Here is an 18,187-nt window from a genome sequence, read left to right on the forward strand (position 1 = left end):
GCACCCCGCACCCCGCACCCCGCACCCCGCACCCCGCACCCCGCACCCCGCGGCTGGCGGCTGGCGGCTGGCGCGGCAATCCGCATCCGCGCATCACCGGCTCATGCGCGTGCCAATGCCCGGCGAAATGCATCTCCACTCACTGTAGACGCAACCCCACCTTGATTCCGGATCGTATGAATTAAGATGCAGCCGGCACTTCGGGGTGTCCGGCGCTGGGCGACAGAGGCAGTACGCAAGCCGTCGTCCGTACCGGAAGCAAAGGCCGTCCGTGCGATCGAACCGGGCGAGGCTCGACGAAAGCGCGGCATTCCATATCCATTGAATGGCACTGCTTATCAATATGCGCGGCAGGTTCGACCTGCTGCACGGGCAAGCACATGCCGTCAATCCAGAACAAGAGGATTGTGATGAAACCCGTTACCTGGACGGCCATGGCCGTCGTTCTCGCGTTGACCGCATGCGGCGGCGACGACGTCTCGACCAAGAGCGGTGCGTCGCAGTCGACACCGACCTCTCCCGGATCACCTTCCGGCACGACATCGCCCGGCGGCGGCTCGAACGGCGGCTCGAATGGCGGGCCGACCGGCGGCGGAACCACGCAGCCGCAGGCCGGCTGGTCGATGGCCGTCGCGGTGGACGGCAAGGGGCGGGAAGGCGACCCGAGCGTGACGATCGACGCGAGCGGCAATGCACTCGCCACCTGGATGACCGTCGACCCGGCCAGTCCGTACGGCAACGAAATGTGGGGCGCGCGCTATGTCCCCGGTTCGGGCTGGCAAAGCGCGACGCGGCTCGACACGAGCGACGGTACGCATTCGATGAACGGGTTGACCGGCGTTCTGCCGCTGCTGGTCGGCAATGCGAGCGGCCAGGCGGTCGCGTTCTGGACCGAATGGATGCCGGGCCCCAACACGTACGCATTGTGGGCGCGCCCGTACAGCCCGGGCGCCGGCTGGGGCACGGCGTCCGAACTGGCAGCGGACATGAGCGGTTCGTCCTATACGGCCGGGATCGACAGCCAGGGCAACGCGCTCGTCGCCTGGACGCAGTCGATCAGCCTGCTCGATACGCGCATCGCCTGGACGCGTTATACGCAGGCGGGACAGTGGTCGCCCACGGCGCTGATCCAGATGCCGGTGCAGACCGGGCCGGGTGCGGTGACCGGCGATACGGACAACGTGAGGCCGATGATGTCGGTCCTGTCGTCCGGCCGCGCGGTGCTCGCGTGGCGGCAGACCAACCATACGCATTCGGCGCTGTGGACGGCCACGTACGACCCGACCAACGGCTGGACCGACGTCAACCAGGCCGTGTCGAACACGAGCCTGTTTACGACGATCATCTCGCCGGCGGCCGGCATGGACGCGAAGGGCAACATCACGCTGGTGTGGGGGCAGCTCGATGTGACCGGCGGGCATCTCGAGACGACCACGATGGCGCAACGCTTCGTCGCCGGCACCAGGTGGCAGCCGGCCGCACCGGTGGCGCCGGCGATCACGGAGCCGACCGGCTTCATCGCGACGCCGATGCTGACCGTCAACGACAACGGCATCGCGGCCGTGATGTGGGCGGAGGGCGGCGCGGTGCTGCAGGCGAGCGTGTCCGATGCCAGCGGAAACTGGGGGCCGCTGCAGCGGCTGACGGAACACCTGAACGGGGCGGCCGCCCAGTACCCGCCGCTGGTGATCGACGCGGCGGGCCACGTGACGGTCGCATGGCAGGACACGGGCTTGCCGGGCGCGTCGGCCGTCATCGCGGCCCGCTACCGGGACGGGGCGTGGAGCGCGTCGACGGTGGCGCCACAGAGCGCATCGTGGCCGGCGCTGGCCGTCAACGCGACGGGGTCGATGGCACTCCTCTGGCAATCGTACGTCGCGAGTATCGGCAGCCAGCTGCAGTCCAGTTTCTATACCCCGGGCTCGTGATCGCGTTGCACGGGAAACCGAAGGAGAAGCCATGAAGAAGACCTTGCTTTGCACCGTACGGACCGCGCTGGGCGCCGCGGCCGCCGGCCTCGCGCTGGCCGGTTGCGGCACGACGCAGATGAACATGACCGACGTGCAGACATCGACCGCGAAGACGATCGGCCTTGCGTCGTCGGACGAAATCACGATCGCCAACGTGCAGTACGGGAAGAAGAACGGGCTCGGCGGCCAGCAGGTGAGTTACGACGCGACCACCGGCAAGGGACGGCGCTTCACCTGCACCGTGTTCATGATTCCCGGTCTCACGCCGATCGACCGGCCGACGTACAACGACTGGGAATGCCATCCGCGTCGCTGACGCCCGCGCTGCCCGCCGCGCGCCTGTCGATCGACGGCGCGGCGGGCACTGCGACGAACCCGCTGTCCACCGCCGCATTTTGGTCCGATAATCGACGAACCGATCCCTTCCTTTCCTGTCGGCTCGAATGAAAACTGCCATGGATCAAGCGGATGCCATCCCCGTCTTCAAGTTTCGTACCACCGACTATCCGGTGCGGGACCGATTCCACGTGTGGGTCAAGGACATGCTCTGCGACTACCGGCTGGACGACGTCGGCGGCTACGGCGCGTTCAACGCGGAAGCGACCGGCGCGGCGCTCGGCCCGCTGATCTTCTCGAGCCGGCGCTGGCGGTCGCGCGCGCCGACCTACTCGGTGCACCGCACGACGCGGCGGATCCGGCTCGACGGCCAGGATTCGATCCGCTTCACGCTGCTGCTGGGCGGGCACCTCACGTGCCGCACCGGCGGGCCGGAGCTGGTCAAGCGCGCGGGCGACCTGTTCGTCTATGACGTCGCGCAGGTCAACGATTGCCGGGTCGAGGCCGGCGACGTGATCAGCCTCGTGGTGCCGCGCTATCTGCTGCCGGCCCATGCGGCGAACGCGCACGGGCAGACGCTGGCGAGCGGTGTCGGGCGGCTGCTCGGCGACCAGATGCTGTCGCTGCACCGCAACCTGCCGAACCTGCGCACGCACGAATTGCCGAGCGTCGTGCAATCGTTGCTGCTGCTCATGAGCGCGGCCGTCGCCCCGAGCGCACAGGCGTTCGACGAGGCGCGCAGCCCGATCGACACCGCGCTGATCGAGCGCGTGCGGCGCTATATCGACGCGCACCTGCTGGAGCCCGACCTCGCACCCGAGCGGATCTGCCGGGACATCGGCGTGTCGCGGGCGCGGCTTTATCAGCTGTTCAAGGAAGAGGGCGGCGTGATGCGGCAGCTCACGCGCAGGCGGCTGCGTCACGCGTACCACGTGCTCGGCGATCCGCAGCGCCGGCACCAGCGCATCGCGGAGATTGCATGGGCGCACGGCTTTCCGGACGAGAAGTACTTCCATCGGCTGTTCAAGGCCGAGTTCGGCCATACGCCGAAGGAAACGCCGGCATGCGCGGCGGCGCCGGTTCTGCTGCCGTTCGGCGCGGACGATGAAAGCCGCTGGGGAGACGGCGGGCGACTGAAGGGGTGGACGCTACCGTTCGGGGTGCTGAACAACTGAGCAAATGACGCGTGACGATTCAACGCGGAAGTCGCGCCATTCGTTCCATTCGTTCCATTCGCGCTCGCACGTCACGCCTCGTTCGCAGCGCTGTCGCCCAGGTCGCCTTCGATCGCGGCCATCAGATCGTCGACGCTCACCATCAGCGCCCGAACCTGCCGCAGCGATTCGTACTGATGCAGCACCGTGCGCCATGACGGCAGTTCCAGCAGCGCTTGCCAGACGGCGCCGAGGCCGTGCGGATCGGCATCCGTGCATTGCGCGAGCGCGCTCGCGTATTCGAGGCTCGCCGGCGCCGACAGCAACTGCATCCGGCTCGCGGCACCCAGCAGGCGTGGCGCCGGGTCTGCCGACGCATCGCAGCAGTACAGCACTTCGCGCTGCAAGGCCGCGTCGTCGATCGTCAGCGCGCGCAGCGACGCGCCGTGCAGGCGTACCGTGCCTTCGCGCGTGTCGAACGCATAGACGGTGTCCGGATCGGCTTGCGCGAGCAGGCTCAGGCCGCGCAGCAGGCGCGGCAGATCGGTCGTCGCGGCATCCGCGGACGCTTTCGCTTCGACGAGAAATACGACGTGCCACGCGGCCGACGGATCGTCGCCGCGCGCGCGCCCGAGCAGCACCGCATCCCACTCGGTTTTCGCGCGGTCGTGCTTGGCCGGTATCGAGGCCGGCACGCGCATCGACGTGACCACGCGATACGTGCGCTGCGCATCGCTCGCGTCGAGCTGCGCGGCCAGGGCGTCGAGCGCCTGCGCGGCCAGCGCCTCGACGGCCGCGCCCCGCTGTTGCGACGTGACACCTTGCGCGACGGCGAGCGCGCTGCCTTCGAGCGGACCCTGGCGGCTCCACAGCGTGCGGTACTGCCGGACGTCCGGATCCGGCGCCAGCGCATCGAGACGCCGCAGCCGGGCGAGCGCGGCGCTGTCCTTCAGTCTGGCGACGTCCTGTTCGAACGCGGTGTCGGTCGCCATCTCCGGCCGCGCGAGCAGCTGCCGCAGCGCGGCGTCGAGATCGTCCCACGACGCGCCGGCCGCAGCCGCATGCAGCCGCGCGAGCGGCTCGCGTTGCCATGCCTGCGCATGCCGTTCGAGCCGGGCCGGATGCGCGATCGTGTTGACGGCCGAGCGCAGCGCGCGCCGGTCCTGCTCGGCATGCGCGGCGAGCGATGCGTATTCGCGCACGGCCGCCGCGCGATGCCGAAGCACCGCGGCCTGGAAGGCGGGGTCGCCGGTTTGCGGGTCCATCGCGTCGCCGATCATCCGCGCGAGCGCATCGATGAAGCGGCGTTGCAATGCGGGGTCGGGCGTGCGGCCGTCGGCCTGCATCCGGCGCGCTTCCTCGATCGCGACGGCGATGACGACGGCCGGGTTCGCGGCGTCGGCCAGCGACGGCGCGCGCACGAGCGGCGGCAACCGGTAGCGGCGATCGACGGTGCGCAGGACTTCGTCCAGCAGGGCGGGCAACGGTGTCGGCGGCATGGCGAATGACGGAAAGGCACGCGGTTCAAGCGTGACGGGCGTTGTGCAACGGTATCACGCAGCGTCGGCAGGCGGGGCGGGCGCCGCGTTCGTCGCGAGCCGCCCCCGCCGCTGAACGTCAGGCCGTCAGCCCGTCAAGCCGTCAGCGTCACCGACAGGCTGCCGAGTTCGCCGAAGCGCACCGTCAGCGCATCGCCGAGCGGCACGTCGATCGCACCCGCATACGAACCGGTCGTCACGATCTGGCCGGCCTGCGCGCCGGCGCCGCGCGATGCGAGGAAATTGACCAGCCATACCAGCGGCTTGAGCGGATCGCCGTCCGGATGACGGCCGTCGATCGTGCGATTCAGCGCACCCTCGAACGACAGCGCGAGCGTCTCGAGCGGCACGTTCAATCCGTCGGGCACGACGGGACCCACGCACAATCCCTGGTTGAACTGCCCGTCGGCAAGCAGTTCGAACTTCGATGCGCGTGCGGGCTCCGCATAGCGGCAACCCAGCACCTCGAGCACGATGCGCACTTCGCGGATCGCGCCGCGCACGTCGTGCTCGTCGTACGGCTGCGCGCGGGCGGGCAGGTCGCGATCGAGCACGAACGCGATTTCCGGCTCGATCCGCACGATCGGGCCGCCGACGACGCGGTACGGCGCATCGGCCGCGCGGATCGTCGACGCGAAGATCGGCGCGACGATCACGCGGTCGGGCGGCGGCAGCGCGCATTTCCATCCGCCGATGGATTCGCCGAGCAGGTCGGCGACGCGATGCTGGATCGCGAGTGCGGTATCGACGTTCTCGGGGCGCAAGGCGTCGGGCAGCAGCGGGCCGGGCACGCCGGCATGGCGGGCGGCGACGAGATGCTGGGCGGCGCCGTCCACGCGTTCGGTAGTCGTTGTCATGTCGGTTGAGCGAGTTGAAAGTGGGCCGGCAAAAAAGGGCCGGACGAAGGTCGTAACGTCGATGATAGCGCCTTCGGCGGCATGGCCGCTCGGCAGCACGGTTCGGCCACCGGGACGGCGCCCCGGCTGCTCCGCGTGGCGCTTTGCCGCACGACCCGCTTTCGGGGAATCTTGATCGCCGTCAACCTTCGAACCGGCCGTCCGCCGATGATGGGCACATGGCCGCGCGCGACCGCGCCCGGCAACTCACCCCAGCGAGGTTCGCATGTACAAGAAGATCATGGTGGCCGTCGACGGCAGCGCTTCGTCGAAACAGGCGCTTGCCGAGGCAGTGAAGGTGGCACTGGCGGGCGACACGCACGTCAGCGCCGTCTATGTGGTCGACAAGTCGGTGCTGTTCACGTACGCGGGCCGTTTCGACCCGCACGCGCTCATCGAGGAAATCCGCGACGACGGGCGCAAGGTGCTGCGTGAAGCCGAACAGATCATCGCGCTGGCCGGCGCGAAGGGCGAGGGCGAGCTCGTCGAAACCGAGAGCATCGGCGAGGACGTCGCGGAACGCCTGCAGCGTTACGTGACGGAGCGTGGGATCGATCTCGCGGTGGTCGGCACGCACGGGCGGCGCGGCATCCGGCGCGTGCTGCTCGGGAGCGTCGCCGAGCGCTTCGTGCGCGGCGCGAAGTGCCCGGTGCTGCTGATTCGCGGCGACGATGCCGGCGAGCCGGCGTCCGCCGCGGCAGCCTGACGCGAGCGCGCGATGATACGTCGCCAGTACCGGATCGTCGTCGCGGCGATCGCCGTGTTCGTGTCGCTTGCGGGGATGATGGCCGTCGTGACCGGGCTGCTGTTCGACACGACGATCGCGCTGCGCGGCGGTGCGATCGCGTTGATCGTCGGCGTGGCGTGCTTTGTCGTGATGCTCAACCCGGGGCCGAAGGGCGAGGGGTGACGCGCGGCCGGCGTCGGTTGTGCCCATGCGGCGCATGCCTGTGACAGGCTGACCGTTCCCGCGCGAAGCCGTAAACCCCGGCATCGCGCGCGTGTCTCGCAGCGCTCGAGGCGTTTTCGAGCGTCGGCAGTTCTGTCAAACTGGCGCCCATGACACCGCGCCTCGCCTCACCGCCTTCCTCCGATTCCGCGCCTGCGCCCGCAGGCTTTCCCGATGCCGACGAACTGGCCGCGCTGCGTGCGTGGTATGCGGGCATGACCGTGCGTCAGGCCGTCGAGCGCTATCTGCCCGATCGTCTTGGCGACGGGCGGTCGGCGCGCGGCGTGATCGGCGGGATTCGTCGCGGCCTCGTGCGCGTCGCGCGGCAGGCCGGGCGACCCGACCTCGCGGAGCAGCTCGGTCATGCCGACAGCGCGCGCATCCGGATGGCGAAGGCCGCGACCGATGCGATCGGCGTGCTGCGCCATGCGCGCGCGCCGGTGCCGCAGATCAGCGACGACGTCGGCTTGTGGCTGCCGGCGCGCGCCGTCGTCGCGCTGCGTGCGCACGGGATCGCGACGCTGGCCGACCTGACCGTGCGGATTCCGCGGCGGCGTCAGTGGTGGCGCGCGATCGCGGGGCTCGGCATGGCGAGCGCGCGGCATATCGAGGCGTTCTTTTCCGCGCATCCCGACCTGACCGAGCGGGCGCGCGCGCTGATCGCGGCCACGCCGCGCAGCGGCATCGTGCCGTGGGAGCAGCTGAAGCTGCCGCACGAAGTCGACGGATCGAACGGCACGTTCCGCGCCCCGCGCGCAACCAGCACGCTCGACGCGGACAACGATTACGCGGCCGTGCACGCGTGGCTGTCGCTGCACGAATCGGCCGCGACGCGCCGCGCGTACCGGAAGGAAGCCGAGCGGCTGATCCTGTGGGCGATCGTCGAGCGCGGGCGCGCGCTGTCGTCGCTGACCACCGAGGATGCGGTCGCGTATCGCGCGTTCCTGCGCAACCCGGCGCCGCACGAGCGCTGGGTCGGGCCGGTGCGGCCGCGCGGCGCGCCGGACTGGCGGCCGTTTTCGGGCGGGCTGTCCGCGCGCTCGGCCGCGTACACGCTGTCGGTGCTCGGCGCGCTGTTCCGCTGGCTGATCGAGCAGCGCTACCTGCTCGCGAATCCGTTCGCGGGCGTCAAGGTGCGCGACACGCGCGGCGCGAATGCGCTCGACACGTCGCATGCGTTCACCGAAGGCGAGTGGCTGCTCGTGCGCACGATCGCGGACGGGCTCGAGTTCCGCAAGGACAAACCCTCCGGCGCGCCGCGGTCCGGCTGGACGCCGGCCGCCGCGCAACGGCTGCGCTTCATCCTCGATTTCGGCTATGCGACCGGGCTGCGTGCGAGCGAGCTGGTCGGCGCGACGCTCGGCGACATCGAAACGGACGCGCACGGCGATGCATGGCTGAAGGTGATCGGCAAAGGCAGCAAGGCCGCGCGTGTCGCGCTGCCGCCGCTCGCGCGCACGGCGCTCGACCGGCATCTGGTCGCGCGGCGGCTGCCGGTGACGCCGGCGCGCTGGCGGCCGGATACGCCGCTGATTCCGAGCCTCGCGGAAGACGGCGCGGCCGGCATCACGAGCGTGCGGCTGTGGAAGGTGATGCAGCGGTTCTTCGCGCAGACGGCCGCGCTGGTCGATGACGACAAGCCTGCGCTCGCGCAGAAGCTGCGGCAGGCCAGCCCGCACTGGATGCGCCATACGCACGCGACGCATGCGCTCGCGCGCGGCGCGGAGCTGACGACGGTGCGCGACAACCTGCGGCATGCGTCGATCTCGACGACGTCGATCTATCTGCATGGGGACGACGTGAAGCGGGCGCGGCAGATGTCGAGTGCGTTTTCGGCTGACAAATGAGCTGGGGAGCAGGGGGAGCACGGTGCACGAGCGATTGCGCGACGATTGAACGGAACGACACCGCATCGGTGACGGTCAGAACGGTTATTCGATCACGGAGCGCATGAATGGCATCGAGTCAGGGAACCGTCGATTTCATCGTCGAGCAGATGGCTGCGGCGGGCGCCGTGTCGGCCCGCAAGATGTTCGGCGAATACGGCATCTACTGCGACGGCAAGATGGTCGCGCTGGTGTGCGACGACCGGTTGTTCGTCAAGCCGACGCCCGACGGGCGTGCGTTTCTCGGTGCGTGCGAGGAAGGTCCGCCGTATCCGTCGGCGAAGCCGCATCTCGTCATTGGAGGAGAGCGCTGGGACGACCGCGAATGGCTGTCGACGCTGATCCGGATCACGGCCGCGCAACTGCCGGTGCCGGTGAAGCGGAGCCGATAGCGGTCGGCGTATTCTGTGAACCATGCGCGCTTCCCCCGCGCCCCCGCTGGAGCACAAGAATGGAGACATCCACATACCCGCAAGCCCCGCGCTACGCCCGCCGCGCCTGGCACGCGCTCGTCGCGGCGCTATGCGTCGGCTGGAGCGCGCTGTCGTTCGGCGCGGATGGCGCCGAAGGCGCGGCGGCCCTGCTCGACCGTTACCACAGCCTCGGCGAGCAACTGAAGAACAACCCGTTCCACCGCCCGCTGTACCTCGAATCGTCCGAGGCATCGTCATCGCTGAAGGGCGATATCTACGCGGTCGTCGACTATCCGTTCGCCGTCGTCAACGGCAAGCTGAACGATCCCGCGCAGGGCCCCGCGAACTGGTGCGCGGTGCTGATCCTGCACCTGAACACGAAGTACTGTCACGCGTCGACCGGCGGCAACGGTCCGGTGCTCGACGTGAACCTCGGCCGCAAGATCGAGCAGAAGCTGTCGGACACCTACCGCGTGCAGTTCCGCTACCGCGTGGCCGCCGCGACGCCCGACTACTTCCAGGTCGACCTGACCGCCGACAGCGGCCCGATGGGCACGAAGGATTACCGGATCGCGCTGGAGGCCGTGCCGGTCGGCGCGTCGCGCACGTTCCTGCACCTCACGTATTCGTACGGCTTCGGCACGGTCGGCCGCATGGCGATGAAGACCTACCTCGCGACGGTCGGCAGCGACAAGGTCGGGTTCACGGCCGCGAGCGGCGCATCGGCTGCGCAGCCGCAATACATCGGCGGCGTGCGCGGCTTGCTGGAGCGCAACACGATGCGCTACTACCTCGCGATCGACACCTATCTCGCGACGCTCGACAAGCCGCTCGACCAGCGCCTCGCGCGCTGGTTCGACGCGACCGAGCAGTATCCGCAGCAACTGCACGAAGTCGAGCGCGGCGCGTATCTGCAGATGAAGGCGCAGGAGGTGCAGCGGCAGCAGACGGCGCGATGACGCCGCCTGCCGCGCGCTGCTCGGCGTCGATCAGTTCGACGCGCCGCCGACCGTGCGAATGCTGTGCCACTGCCCCTGTTCGACGCGGAACAGCGTGTAGGGCGGCTTGATCAGGTCGCCGCGCTCGTCGAACGAGATCTTCCCGGTCACGCCCGTGACCGACACGCCCGGCAGGCTCGCGACGATCTTGCTGCGGTCGACCGAGTCGGCCTTGCGGATCGCCGCGATCATCGCGAGCGTCGCGTCGTACGCAAACGGCGCATACAGCTCGACGTCCTGGTTGAAGCGCGCCTTGTAGCGCTGCGCGAACGCGATCGCCGACGGCAGCTTGTCGAGCGCCGGCCCCGGTTCGAGATCCTGCGTACCTTCGCCCGCATTGCCGGCGATCTTCAGGAACGCATTGCTTTTCAGCGCGCCGGCGCCGAACAGCTGCGCGCGGATGCCGAGCGAGCGCATCTGCTTGACGAGCATCGCGCCCTGTTCGTCGAGGCCGCCGAAGAACAGCAGGTCGATGTTGTTGCTCTTCATCGTGGTCAGGATGCCGCGGAAATCGACCGCCTTGTCGTTCGTGTATTCGCGGCCGACGATGGTGCCGTGCGCGTCCTTCACGCCTTTCTCGAATGCGTCCGCGAGCCCCTGGCCGAATGCGGTGCGGTCATCGATGATGCCGATCCGCTTGGCCTTCAGCTGCTCGACCGCGAAGCGTCCGGCGACCACGCCGCCGACGCCGTCGTGCCCCATCGTGCGGAACACGTTCTTGAAGCCCTGCATCGTCAGTTGCGGGTTGGTCGAGCCGGGCGTGATCATCGCGACGTTCGCCTGCCGGTAGACGGCCGACGCGGGGATGCTGCAGCCCGAGTTGTAGTGGCCGACCACGCCGACCACGCCGTCGTCGACGAGCTTCTGCCCGACCTGGATCGCGATGCGCGGATCGGCCTGGTCGTCCTGCACGTCGAGCACGAAGCGCACGGGCTTGCCGCCGATGGTCGGGTGTTTCGCGTTCTCCTCGTCGAGCGCGAGCTGCGCGCCGTATTGCAGGTCCTTGCCGACGCGCGCGACCGGGCCCGTCAGCGGGCCGGCGAAGCCGATCTTGACGGTTTCCGGGTCCGCGGCCTGCGCGGACGCGGTGACCGTGCCGATCGAGCAGACGGCCAGCCATGCCAGCCAGTTACGACGATTCATGATGCCTCCTTGCAGTGGTGGAAGTGGCGGCGCGCGTCAGAATCGCGCGGCCCGGTATGGGGTGAGATCCAGCGGCGGCGCGCGTTGCGCGACGAGATCGGCGACGATCCGCCCGGTGATGCCGGCGAGCGTGACGCCGAGATGCTGGTGGCCGAACGCGTGGATCACGCGCTCGCTGCGCCGCGCGCGGCCGATCACGGGCACGCCGTCCGGCAGCGTGGGCCGAAAGCCGAGCCAGCTGCGCGTCGGCGCGCCGAGCGATGGCAATGCCTCGCGCGCGGAGCGGGTGAGCAGCGCGACCAGCGAGCGGTTCATGCCGGCGTCGAAGCCGCCGAGTTCGACGGTGCCGGCCGCGCGCAATCCTTCGTCGAGCGGCGTCATGTAGAACCCGCGCTCGGCCCAGCCGACCGGCCGCGTAACGATCTGCTCGTGCGCGGCGAACTGCACGTGGTAGCCGCGCTCGGTGTCGAGCGGTACGGCGTCGCCGCACGCGGCGGCGAATGCGCGCGAGCGGGCGCCGGCGGCAATCACCACATGATCGAAGCGGCGCACGGTGCCGCCCGCATGCAGGCTCACGCCGTCGCCGACGGGCTCGATCCGTTCGACCTGCGCGCGTTCGAGCGTCGCGCCGCCGGTTGCCAGGTGCGCGAACAGTTCGTCGAGGAACCCGCAGGGATCGGAGAAATGCCAGCTCCCGTGGAACAGCACGCCGCGCGTGAAGATCGGCGCGAGCGCGGGCTCGAGCCGGCGGATCGCGTCCGCGTCGAGCGTGTCGAACGGCACGCCGAGCCGGCGCCGCAGCGCGAGCGACGGCTGCGCGGCGTCGAACGACGCCTGCCGTGCGTACAGATACAGGCATTCGCGCGGCCGCACGAATGCCGCGAGCCGCGACGGCGCGAGCAACGGCGCATAGCCGTCGGCGGCGCGCGTCAGCAGCGCGGCCAGCGCGCTCGCGCTGCGCGCGTGATGCGCGGGCGTCGACGCGACCAGGAACCGTGCGAGCCACGGCGCGCCGCGCAGCAGGTAAGGCCAGCGGATGCGCAGCGGGCTGTCGGCGCCGAACAGGAAGTGCGGCATGTCGCGGAACACGGACGGGCCGTTGACGGGCACGCAGCCATACGGCGCGAACGTCGCGGCGTTGCCGAATGATGCGCCATGGCCGACGCCGGCCGGATCGAACAGCGTGACGCGGTGCCCGTCGCGCTGCAGCCAGGCCGCCGCGCCGAGTCCGATGAAACCTGCACCCACGATGGCGATGTTCGCCATGTCGCCTCTCCTCCGGCACGCGTGATTCACACAAAGATGGGATAAAGAATCACACAGTAATTTTTTGTGTGCAATCAAAAAGCGATTGTATGGCGCTAGCGTTTACCCGATTTCAAGTCACTGTTTTGACTGACCTTTCGGCTGACGTTTGACCGGAAGGGGATGTCATATACAATCGCTGGGCAGGCTTGAACGGCAGACAAACGCTTTTTGTGTGGATACAGGCGACGAATGGCAGCAGACAAATTTTCCGGTGAGCGCGACGGCGACGCGCCGGCGCAGGCGAAGCGGCCGACCTATGTCGAGGTATCGAGCTCGATCGAGGCGGAAATCCGCAACGGCATGTACCCGCCGGGCAGCCGCCTGCCGCCGCAGCGCCAGCTCGCGACGGAGCTCGGCATCAACGTGTCGACCGTGTCGCGCGCGTACAAGGAGCTGCAGCTGCGCGGCCTCGTGATCGGCAGCAAGCGGCGCGGGTCGCTCGTCACCGGCGGCGCGATGCCGAGCATCGAGCCGGCCCGCGCGTCGCTCGCGGCGGGCAACGGGGTGATCGACCTGACGGTGAACAGGCCGGCGACCGGCGAGTTTCTGGCGTGCCTCGCGCAGACGTTCGGCACGCTGCCGGCCGATCCGCGGTTCGCTTCGCTGCAGGAATACCAGCCGCCGCAGGGCCCCGACTGGGCGCGCGCCGCGGGCGCGCAGTGGCTGGCCGCGCCGGGCTTCACGCCGTCGCGCGACCAGGTGGTCGTCACGAGCGGCGCGCAGCACGGGCTTTATGCGGTGCTGAACAGCCTGATCGGCACCGACGGCGTGATCGTCGCCGACCGGCTCACGTATTACGGCCTGAAGGCGCTCGCGCCGGTGTTCCAGTTCGAGATCGTCAGCGCGCCGGCCGACGACGACGGCCTGCTGCCCGACGAGATCGAGCGGATCTGCCAGCGCATGCCCGTCAAGGCGATCTTCGTCGTGCCGAACCTGCAGAACCCGACCGTGACGACGATGAGCCTCGCGCGCCGCATGGCGCTCGTCGACGTCGCGCGTCGCCATCACGTGACGATCATCGAGGACGACGTGTACGGGCCGCTCGTGCGCGACCGGCTGCCGGCGATCGCGGGCTTGTGTCCCGAGCTCACGTTCCATATCGGCGCGACGTCGAAGATCCTCGCGCCCGGGCTGCGCCTCGGCTACCTGAGCTGCCCGCGCGACAGCGTCGCGCTGTGCGCGGAAGCCGTGCGCACCACCGCGTGGATGCCCGCGCCGACGTCGATGCTGATCGCGACGGTGTGGATCGAGAACGGCACCGCCGAGCGGATCATGAGCGCGCAGCTGGCGGAGATCCGTGCGCGCGTCGATCTGGCGCGGGAACTGCTGCCGGCCGGTCACCTGAAGTCGGATCCCGCATGCATGTTCGTGTGGCTGCGGCTGCCGCCGCCGTGGCGGGCCGACGACTTCGCCGCGAACGCGAAGGCGCGCGGCGTGATCGTGATGCCGTCGTCGACGTTCGCGGTCGATCGCGCGGAAATCGAGCACGGCGTGCGCATCAATCTCGCGTGTCCGGCGACCCGCGACGAACTCGTGAACGGGCTGCGGATTCTGGCCGGCACGCTGAAGGACCGGCCGCGCGCGCTGTTCGGGTCGATCTGACGCGCGCCGTTCGCGCCGAGCCAACCCGCAACGACTTCGACGATCCGCCGCGGCAGCGGCGCTGTGCCGTCACGCAGCGCGCGATATCGCGTGCAGCGGCTGGCGGCTGACGGTTCGCTGCCTGTATCGGGCCAGCCGATGGTGATCCTCACGCCGGGCGTCGGCGAACGGCCCGCATGCCGTGTTCTCACCGGAGCGCGACCGCACCTCGTCCGGGCCCGATTCCTCGACCATGGAGACACGCGCTCACGCGCGTGCCAATCGCCGCGGCGTTCTGGCGTGATTTTCACGACGGGACGATCGCGGGTCGGCGCGACCCATTCCTGCCGGGCCCGGACTGCATCGCAGGATGCCGCGGACGCAACCGCGAACTGCGCGATCGCACGGTACCGCTCTCGAATCCCCAGCCACCGCATCAATTTCCCAGCCTCTGCGCCCAATTCATAAGACGTACAGTTCGCTAGAAATCGCCAATTCGCGCCGAACTGTACTCTTGTGTGCGTATCCGATGTGTGTACTCCGCGCCAACTGTTCTGCTTTTAAGATTCGATCATCAAGTGCACAGTGCCGCAAGCCCAGACGTCACGGGCCGCCCGGCGCATCTTCAAAAGCGAGCCACGGCGATGGAAAAGGCAAAACCGGAGGAAGCAGTCAGGCATCACGACAGCCCGGTCGGCGGGCAGAACACGCGCGCATCGGACGCGCACGGAGGGGCGGCGCGCATGCGCGCGCCGGCGGGGAGCATGCGATGAAGCTCTACGAAAAACTCGCGGACGACATCGAACGCCTGATCCGCCAGGGCGTGTACCGGCACGGCGACCGGATTCCGTCGGTGCGGCAGGCGAGCCAGCAGCACCGGATCAGCATCACGACCGTGCTGCACGCGTACCTGCTGCTCGAAAGCCGCGGGCTGCTGGAAAGCCGCCCGCAGTCGGGCTACTTCGTGAACCTGCGGCGCGACGACAACCATGCGCCGGTGCGCGAACTGCGCCCGTCGAAGCCGATCGCGATCTCGTCGTCGGTGGACATGAGCCGGCTCGTGCTGTCGACGCTGCGCTCGATCGGTACCGACGACGCGGTGCCGCTCGGCTCGCCGTATCCGGACCCGAGCCTGTTCCCGTTCGAGAAGCTGAACCGCTACGCGTACGCCGCCGGCCGCGACAAGTCGCTGTGGGGCGTGACCGACGGGCTGCCGCCGGGCCATCCGCGCCTGATCCGGCAGATCGCACGACGCTACCTGGAAAACGGGATGTCGGTCGACCCGAACGAGATCATCGTGACGGTCGGCGCGACGGAGGCGATCAACCTGTGCCTGCAGGCGGTCGCGAAACCGGGCGACACGATCGCGGTGGAATCGCCGACGTTCTACGCGATGCTGCACGCGATCGAACGGATGGGGATGAAGGCGATCGAGGTGGCGACGCATCCGGAATACGGAATCGACATCGCGGCGCTGGCGGCGATCGCGAAGTCTCAGCCGATCGCCGCGTGCATGGTGATGCCGAACTTCCAGAATCCGCTCGGCTTCCAGATGCCCGACGAGCGCAAGCGCGAACTGGTTGAGTTCGCAACTAAAATAGACATGCCGATCATCGAGAACGGTGTGTATAACGAACTGTATTTCGGCGAGTCGCATCCGAGCACGCTGAAGTCCTACGACCGCAGCGGGATCGTGCTGCACTGCGCGTCGTTCTCGAAGAGCCTGACGGCCGCGTACCGGATCGGCTGGGCGTTGCCGGGCCGGTATCGCGATCAGGTCGAGAAGCTGAAGTTCCTGAACACGCTGGCGACGCCGTCGCTGCCGCAGCTGGCGATCGCCGAGTTTCTCGAACGCGACGGTTACGAGCATCACCTGCGGCGCCTGCGCAAGGCGTATGCGCAGCAGGCGAACCTGATGCGCGCGATGGTGTCGCGGTTCTTCCCGGAAGGCACGCGCATCTCGAGCCCGGCGGGCGGCTACGTGCTGTGGGTCGAGTTGCCGGCGCAGGTCGATGCGATGCGGCTATACCAGCTCGCGCTGGAGCAGGGGATCACGATCGGTCCGGGTTACATGTTCTCGATCACCGACAACTACCGGAACTTCATCCGGCTGAACTACAGCAGCCCGTGGTCGCCGGAGATCGAGCAGGCGGTGATCGCGGTCGGCAAGCTCGCGGCGTCGTGCATGCGGTGAGTCGAAGGCCGGTGCGCGTCGCATGCGCCGGCTCGCTCGATGCCGATATCCGGGCTGATGCGCGCCCGGGCGTCGGCGTGCGGCGATCAGCGGCTGCCGCGCGCGATGGCCAGCATCACGCCAAAGCCGACGAGCAACACGCCAAACGTGCGATCGATCCAGTGACGCAAGGACAGCAAGCGATCGCGGACGGCGTCGGCGGAGAAACAGAGCGCCACGAGACTGAACCAGCCCGCGTGCGCCAGCGCGATGAACAGGCCGTAGCCGATCTGCACCGGTAATGGCGTGTCGGGGCGGACCGCCTGCATGAACAGGCTGACGATGAACACGGTGGTTTTCGGATTCAGCGCGTTCGTCAGAAAGCCGGTGCGCAGCGCCGCCAGATCCGACAGGGGCGCGGCCTGCGTCGCGGGGCGGCCGTCCACGGGTTTGGCCGCGAGCATCTTCACGCCGAGGTAGATCAGGTAGAGCGCGCCGACGAGCTTCACGGCATTGAAGAGCCACAGCGACTGGCGGATCAGGAGGCCGACGCCGAGCAGCGTGTAGCTCACGTGAACCGTCACACCCAAGCCGATTCCCCACGCGGTGAGCAGGCCCGAGCGGCGCGACAGCATCAGGCTGTTGCGTGTGACCATCGCGAAATCCGGCCCGGGGCTGACGACGGCCAGCAGCGTGATGGTGACTACGACTATCCATTCCGTCATTGCTTCGTCCTTTTGAAATTCATCGTGATGAGCGAATATTAGGGATCACGATTCGCGAGGAAAAGCGATGTTTTCTGACCAGGATGGTGAGTTTGACTCACATGAAATTAGAGCCAATCTGCCGTCGTTGATGGCCCTGCGCTGCTTCGAGGCGGCGGCGCGCCATGAGCATTTCAGCCGCGCCGCCGATGAACTGCATCTGACGCACGGCGCCGTCAGTCGCGCGGTGCGTCTGCTCGAAGACGATCTCGGTGTGGCGTTGTTCGAGCGGCGCAGTCGTCGGGTCTTCCTGACCGACGCGGGCCGCAAGCTGGCGCAGGCCGTCCATGACGGCCTGCATCTGATGAAACAGGCCGCGCATGAATTGCGGACCGAGGCGGCCCGCGCGCAGCGTTGGGTGCTGTCGTGCGAACCGACGCTGCTGATGCGCTGGCTGATTCCGCGCTGGCCGGATTTCCAGGCGGCTTACGCGGGCGTCGATATCCATCTCGCCGCGGCGGGCGGCCCGTTCTCGTTCGACAACGGCATCGACATGGCGATTCGCCGCAATGACTTTGCGTGGCCCGCCGGCTATCACGCGGAGCGACTGTTCGCGGAGAAGGTCGGTCCCGTGTGCCGGCCCGACAAGGTCGATGCGTGGTTTTCAGGCAGTCGGCATGACCGCGCGTTGAAGCGGGGCGCGCCGCGACTGCATACCCGGACGCGGCCGGACGCGTGGAAGGATTGGGCGGCGGCCGCGCATCAGCCGGCGGGAAGCGAACGCGGGCAGATGTTCGACCATTTCTATTTCAGCCTTCAGGCGGCCGTCGCGGGGCTGGGTGTCGCGATCGGGCCGTGGCATCTCGTTCGCGACGACCTCGAAAGCGGCGTGCTGGTCGCGCCGATGGGTTTCGTCGAGGACGGCTCGCACTATTGCCTGCTGACGCCGGAGCCCGTGAAGGACGGAAGCGCGCAGTCGGATCTGCTCGGCTGGCTGAAGGCGATGGCCTGACGTGTGAGCCGGACCGTTTTATAGCGCCGGCGACATTCAAAAATCCAAAAAAAATGGCGCCGCGGCCATTCAGCCCGCGGCGCCATTGCGTATCGCCACGACGGGCATCACCCGCCGCAGCGCGAC

At 68.7% G+C, this 18,187-nt stretch carries 16 protein-coding genes; 11 read left to right on the top strand and 5 right to left on the bottom strand.

The features are described from left to right. Window positions 1-410: 410 nt before the first annotated feature. The 3 genes from DIE17_RS01720 to DIE17_RS01730 all read left to right on the top strand — a co-directional run bounded on the left by DIE17_RS01720 (window position 411) and on the right by DIE17_RS01730 (window position 3,481). Window positions 411-1,928, top strand: a complete 1,518-nt coding sequence (locus DIE17_RS01720) for a hypothetical protein (RefSeq protein WP_124521799.1) — start codon at window positions 411-413, stop codon at window positions 1,926-1,928. A 31-nt stretch (window positions 1,929-1,959) separates the two neighbouring features. Beyond that, window positions 1,960-2,286, top strand: a complete 327-nt coding sequence (locus DIE17_RS01725) for a hypothetical protein (RefSeq protein ID WP_044848119.1) — start codon at window positions 1,960-1,962, stop codon at window positions 2,284-2,286. A gap of 139 nt (window positions 2,287-2,425) precedes the next feature. Further along, on the top strand, window positions 2,426-3,481 hold the full coding sequence (locus tag DIE17_RS01730; protein ID WP_124521801.1) for a helix-turn-helix domain-containing protein: 1,056 nt from the start codon (window positions 2,426-2,428) through the stop codon (window positions 3,479-3,481). 71 nt (window positions 3,482-3,552) lie between these two features. Here DIE17_RS01730 and DIE17_RS01735 read toward each other — a convergent pair whose 3' ends face one another. After that, on the bottom strand, window positions 3,553-4,959 hold the full coding sequence (locus DIE17_RS01735; RefSeq protein WP_124521802.1) for a 3-deoxy-D-arabino-heptulosonate 7-phosphate synthase: 1,407 nt from the start codon (window positions 4,957-4,959) through the stop codon (window positions 3,553-3,555). A gap of 134 nt (window positions 4,960-5,093) precedes the next feature. Next, a complete protein-coding gene (locus DIE17_RS01740; protein WP_124521803.1) occupies window positions 5,094-5,855 on the bottom strand; it encodes a 2-keto-4-pentenoate hydratase in 762 nt (253 codons plus the stop codon). 265 nt (window positions 5,856-6,120) lie between these two features. Here DIE17_RS01740 and DIE17_RS01745 point away from each other — a divergent pair, with 265 nt between their 5' ends. From DIE17_RS01745 to DIE17_RS01765, 5 genes are all read left to right on the top strand, one after another. Continuing rightward, window positions 6,121-6,600, top strand: coding sequence for a universal stress protein (locus DIE17_RS01745; protein ID WP_124485743.1), 480 nt, complete (start codon window positions 6,121-6,123; stop codon window positions 6,598-6,600). 12 nt (window positions 6,601-6,612) lie between these two features. After that, entirely contained in the window at window positions 6,613-6,804 is a 192-nt protein-coding gene (locus DIE17_RS01750) for a DUF2964 family protein (protein WP_124485744.1), read from the top strand. A 149-nt stretch (window positions 6,805-6,953) separates the two neighbouring features. Then, window positions 6,954-8,690 (top strand): site-specific integrase, encoded by a 1,737-nt coding sequence (locus DIE17_RS01755; RefSeq protein WP_124521636.1) that lies wholly within the window; start codon window positions 6,954-6,956, stop codon window positions 8,688-8,690. Window positions 8,691-8,797: 107 nt separating this feature from the next. Further along, complete coding sequence (locus DIE17_RS01760) at window positions 8,798-9,121, top strand: TfoX/Sxy family protein (RefSeq protein ID WP_044848126.1); 324 nt, start codon at window positions 8,798-8,800, stop codon at window positions 9,119-9,121. 59 nt (window positions 9,122-9,180) lie between these two features. Then, the gene (locus DIE17_RS01765; protein WP_124521638.1) at window positions 9,181-10,101 is read left to right on the top strand and encodes a hypothetical protein; all 921 of its coding nucleotides are present in this window, start codon (window positions 9,181-9,183) and stop codon (window positions 10,099-10,101) included. A gap of 30 nt (window positions 10,102-10,131) precedes the next feature. On the opposite strand, the gene DIE17_RS01770 is transcribed toward DIE17_RS01765, so the two are convergent. Both DIE17_RS01770 and DIE17_RS01775 read right to left on the bottom strand, forming a co-directional pair. Beyond that, entirely contained in the window at window positions 10,132-11,283 is a 1,152-nt protein-coding gene (locus tag DIE17_RS01770) for a branched-chain amino acid ABC transporter substrate-binding protein (RefSeq protein ID WP_124521804.1), read from the bottom strand. Window positions 11,284-11,319: 36 nt separating this feature from the next. Continuing rightward, a complete protein-coding gene (locus DIE17_RS01775) occupies window positions 11,320-12,549 on the bottom strand; it encodes an FAD-binding oxidoreductase (protein WP_124485748.1) in 1,230 nt (409 codons plus the stop codon). A gap of 231 nt (window positions 12,550-12,780) precedes the next feature. On the opposite strand from DIE17_RS01775, the gene DIE17_RS01780 reads away from it, so the two are divergent. Both DIE17_RS01780 and DIE17_RS01785 read left to right on the top strand, forming a co-directional pair. After that, window positions 12,781-14,193 carry a PLP-dependent aminotransferase family protein gene (locus DIE17_RS01780; RefSeq protein ID WP_044848130.1) on the top strand — a complete coding sequence of 471 codons (1,413 nt, stop codon included), beginning with the start codon at window positions 12,781-12,783 and terminating at the stop codon, window positions 14,191-14,193. A 748-nt stretch (window positions 14,194-14,941) separates the two neighbouring features. Continuing rightward, entirely contained in the window at window positions 14,942-16,366 is a 1,425-nt protein-coding gene (locus DIE17_RS01785) for a PLP-dependent aminotransferase family protein (RefSeq protein WP_044848131.1), read from the top strand. An 86-nt stretch (window positions 16,367-16,452) separates the two neighbouring features. On the opposite strand, the gene DIE17_RS01790 is transcribed toward DIE17_RS01785, so the two are convergent. After that, window positions 16,453-17,070, bottom strand: coding sequence for a LysE family translocator (locus DIE17_RS01790; protein ID WP_124521641.1), 618 nt, complete (start codon window positions 17,068-17,070; stop codon window positions 16,453-16,455). 67 nt (window positions 17,071-17,137) lie between these two features. Here DIE17_RS01790 and DIE17_RS01795 point away from each other — a divergent pair, with 67 nt between their 5' ends. Then, on the top strand, window positions 17,138-18,061 hold the full coding sequence (locus DIE17_RS01795; protein ID WP_124521643.1) for a LysR family transcriptional regulator: 924 nt from the start codon (window positions 17,138-17,140) through the stop codon (window positions 18,059-18,061). The last annotated feature ends 126 nt before the right edge of the window (window positions 18,062-18,187 follow it).

This window comes from Burkholderia sp. Bp9099 (assembly GCF_003857805.1).
Taxonomy (GTDB): domain Bacteria; phylum Pseudomonadota; class Gammaproteobacteria; order Burkholderiales; family Burkholderiaceae; genus Burkholderia.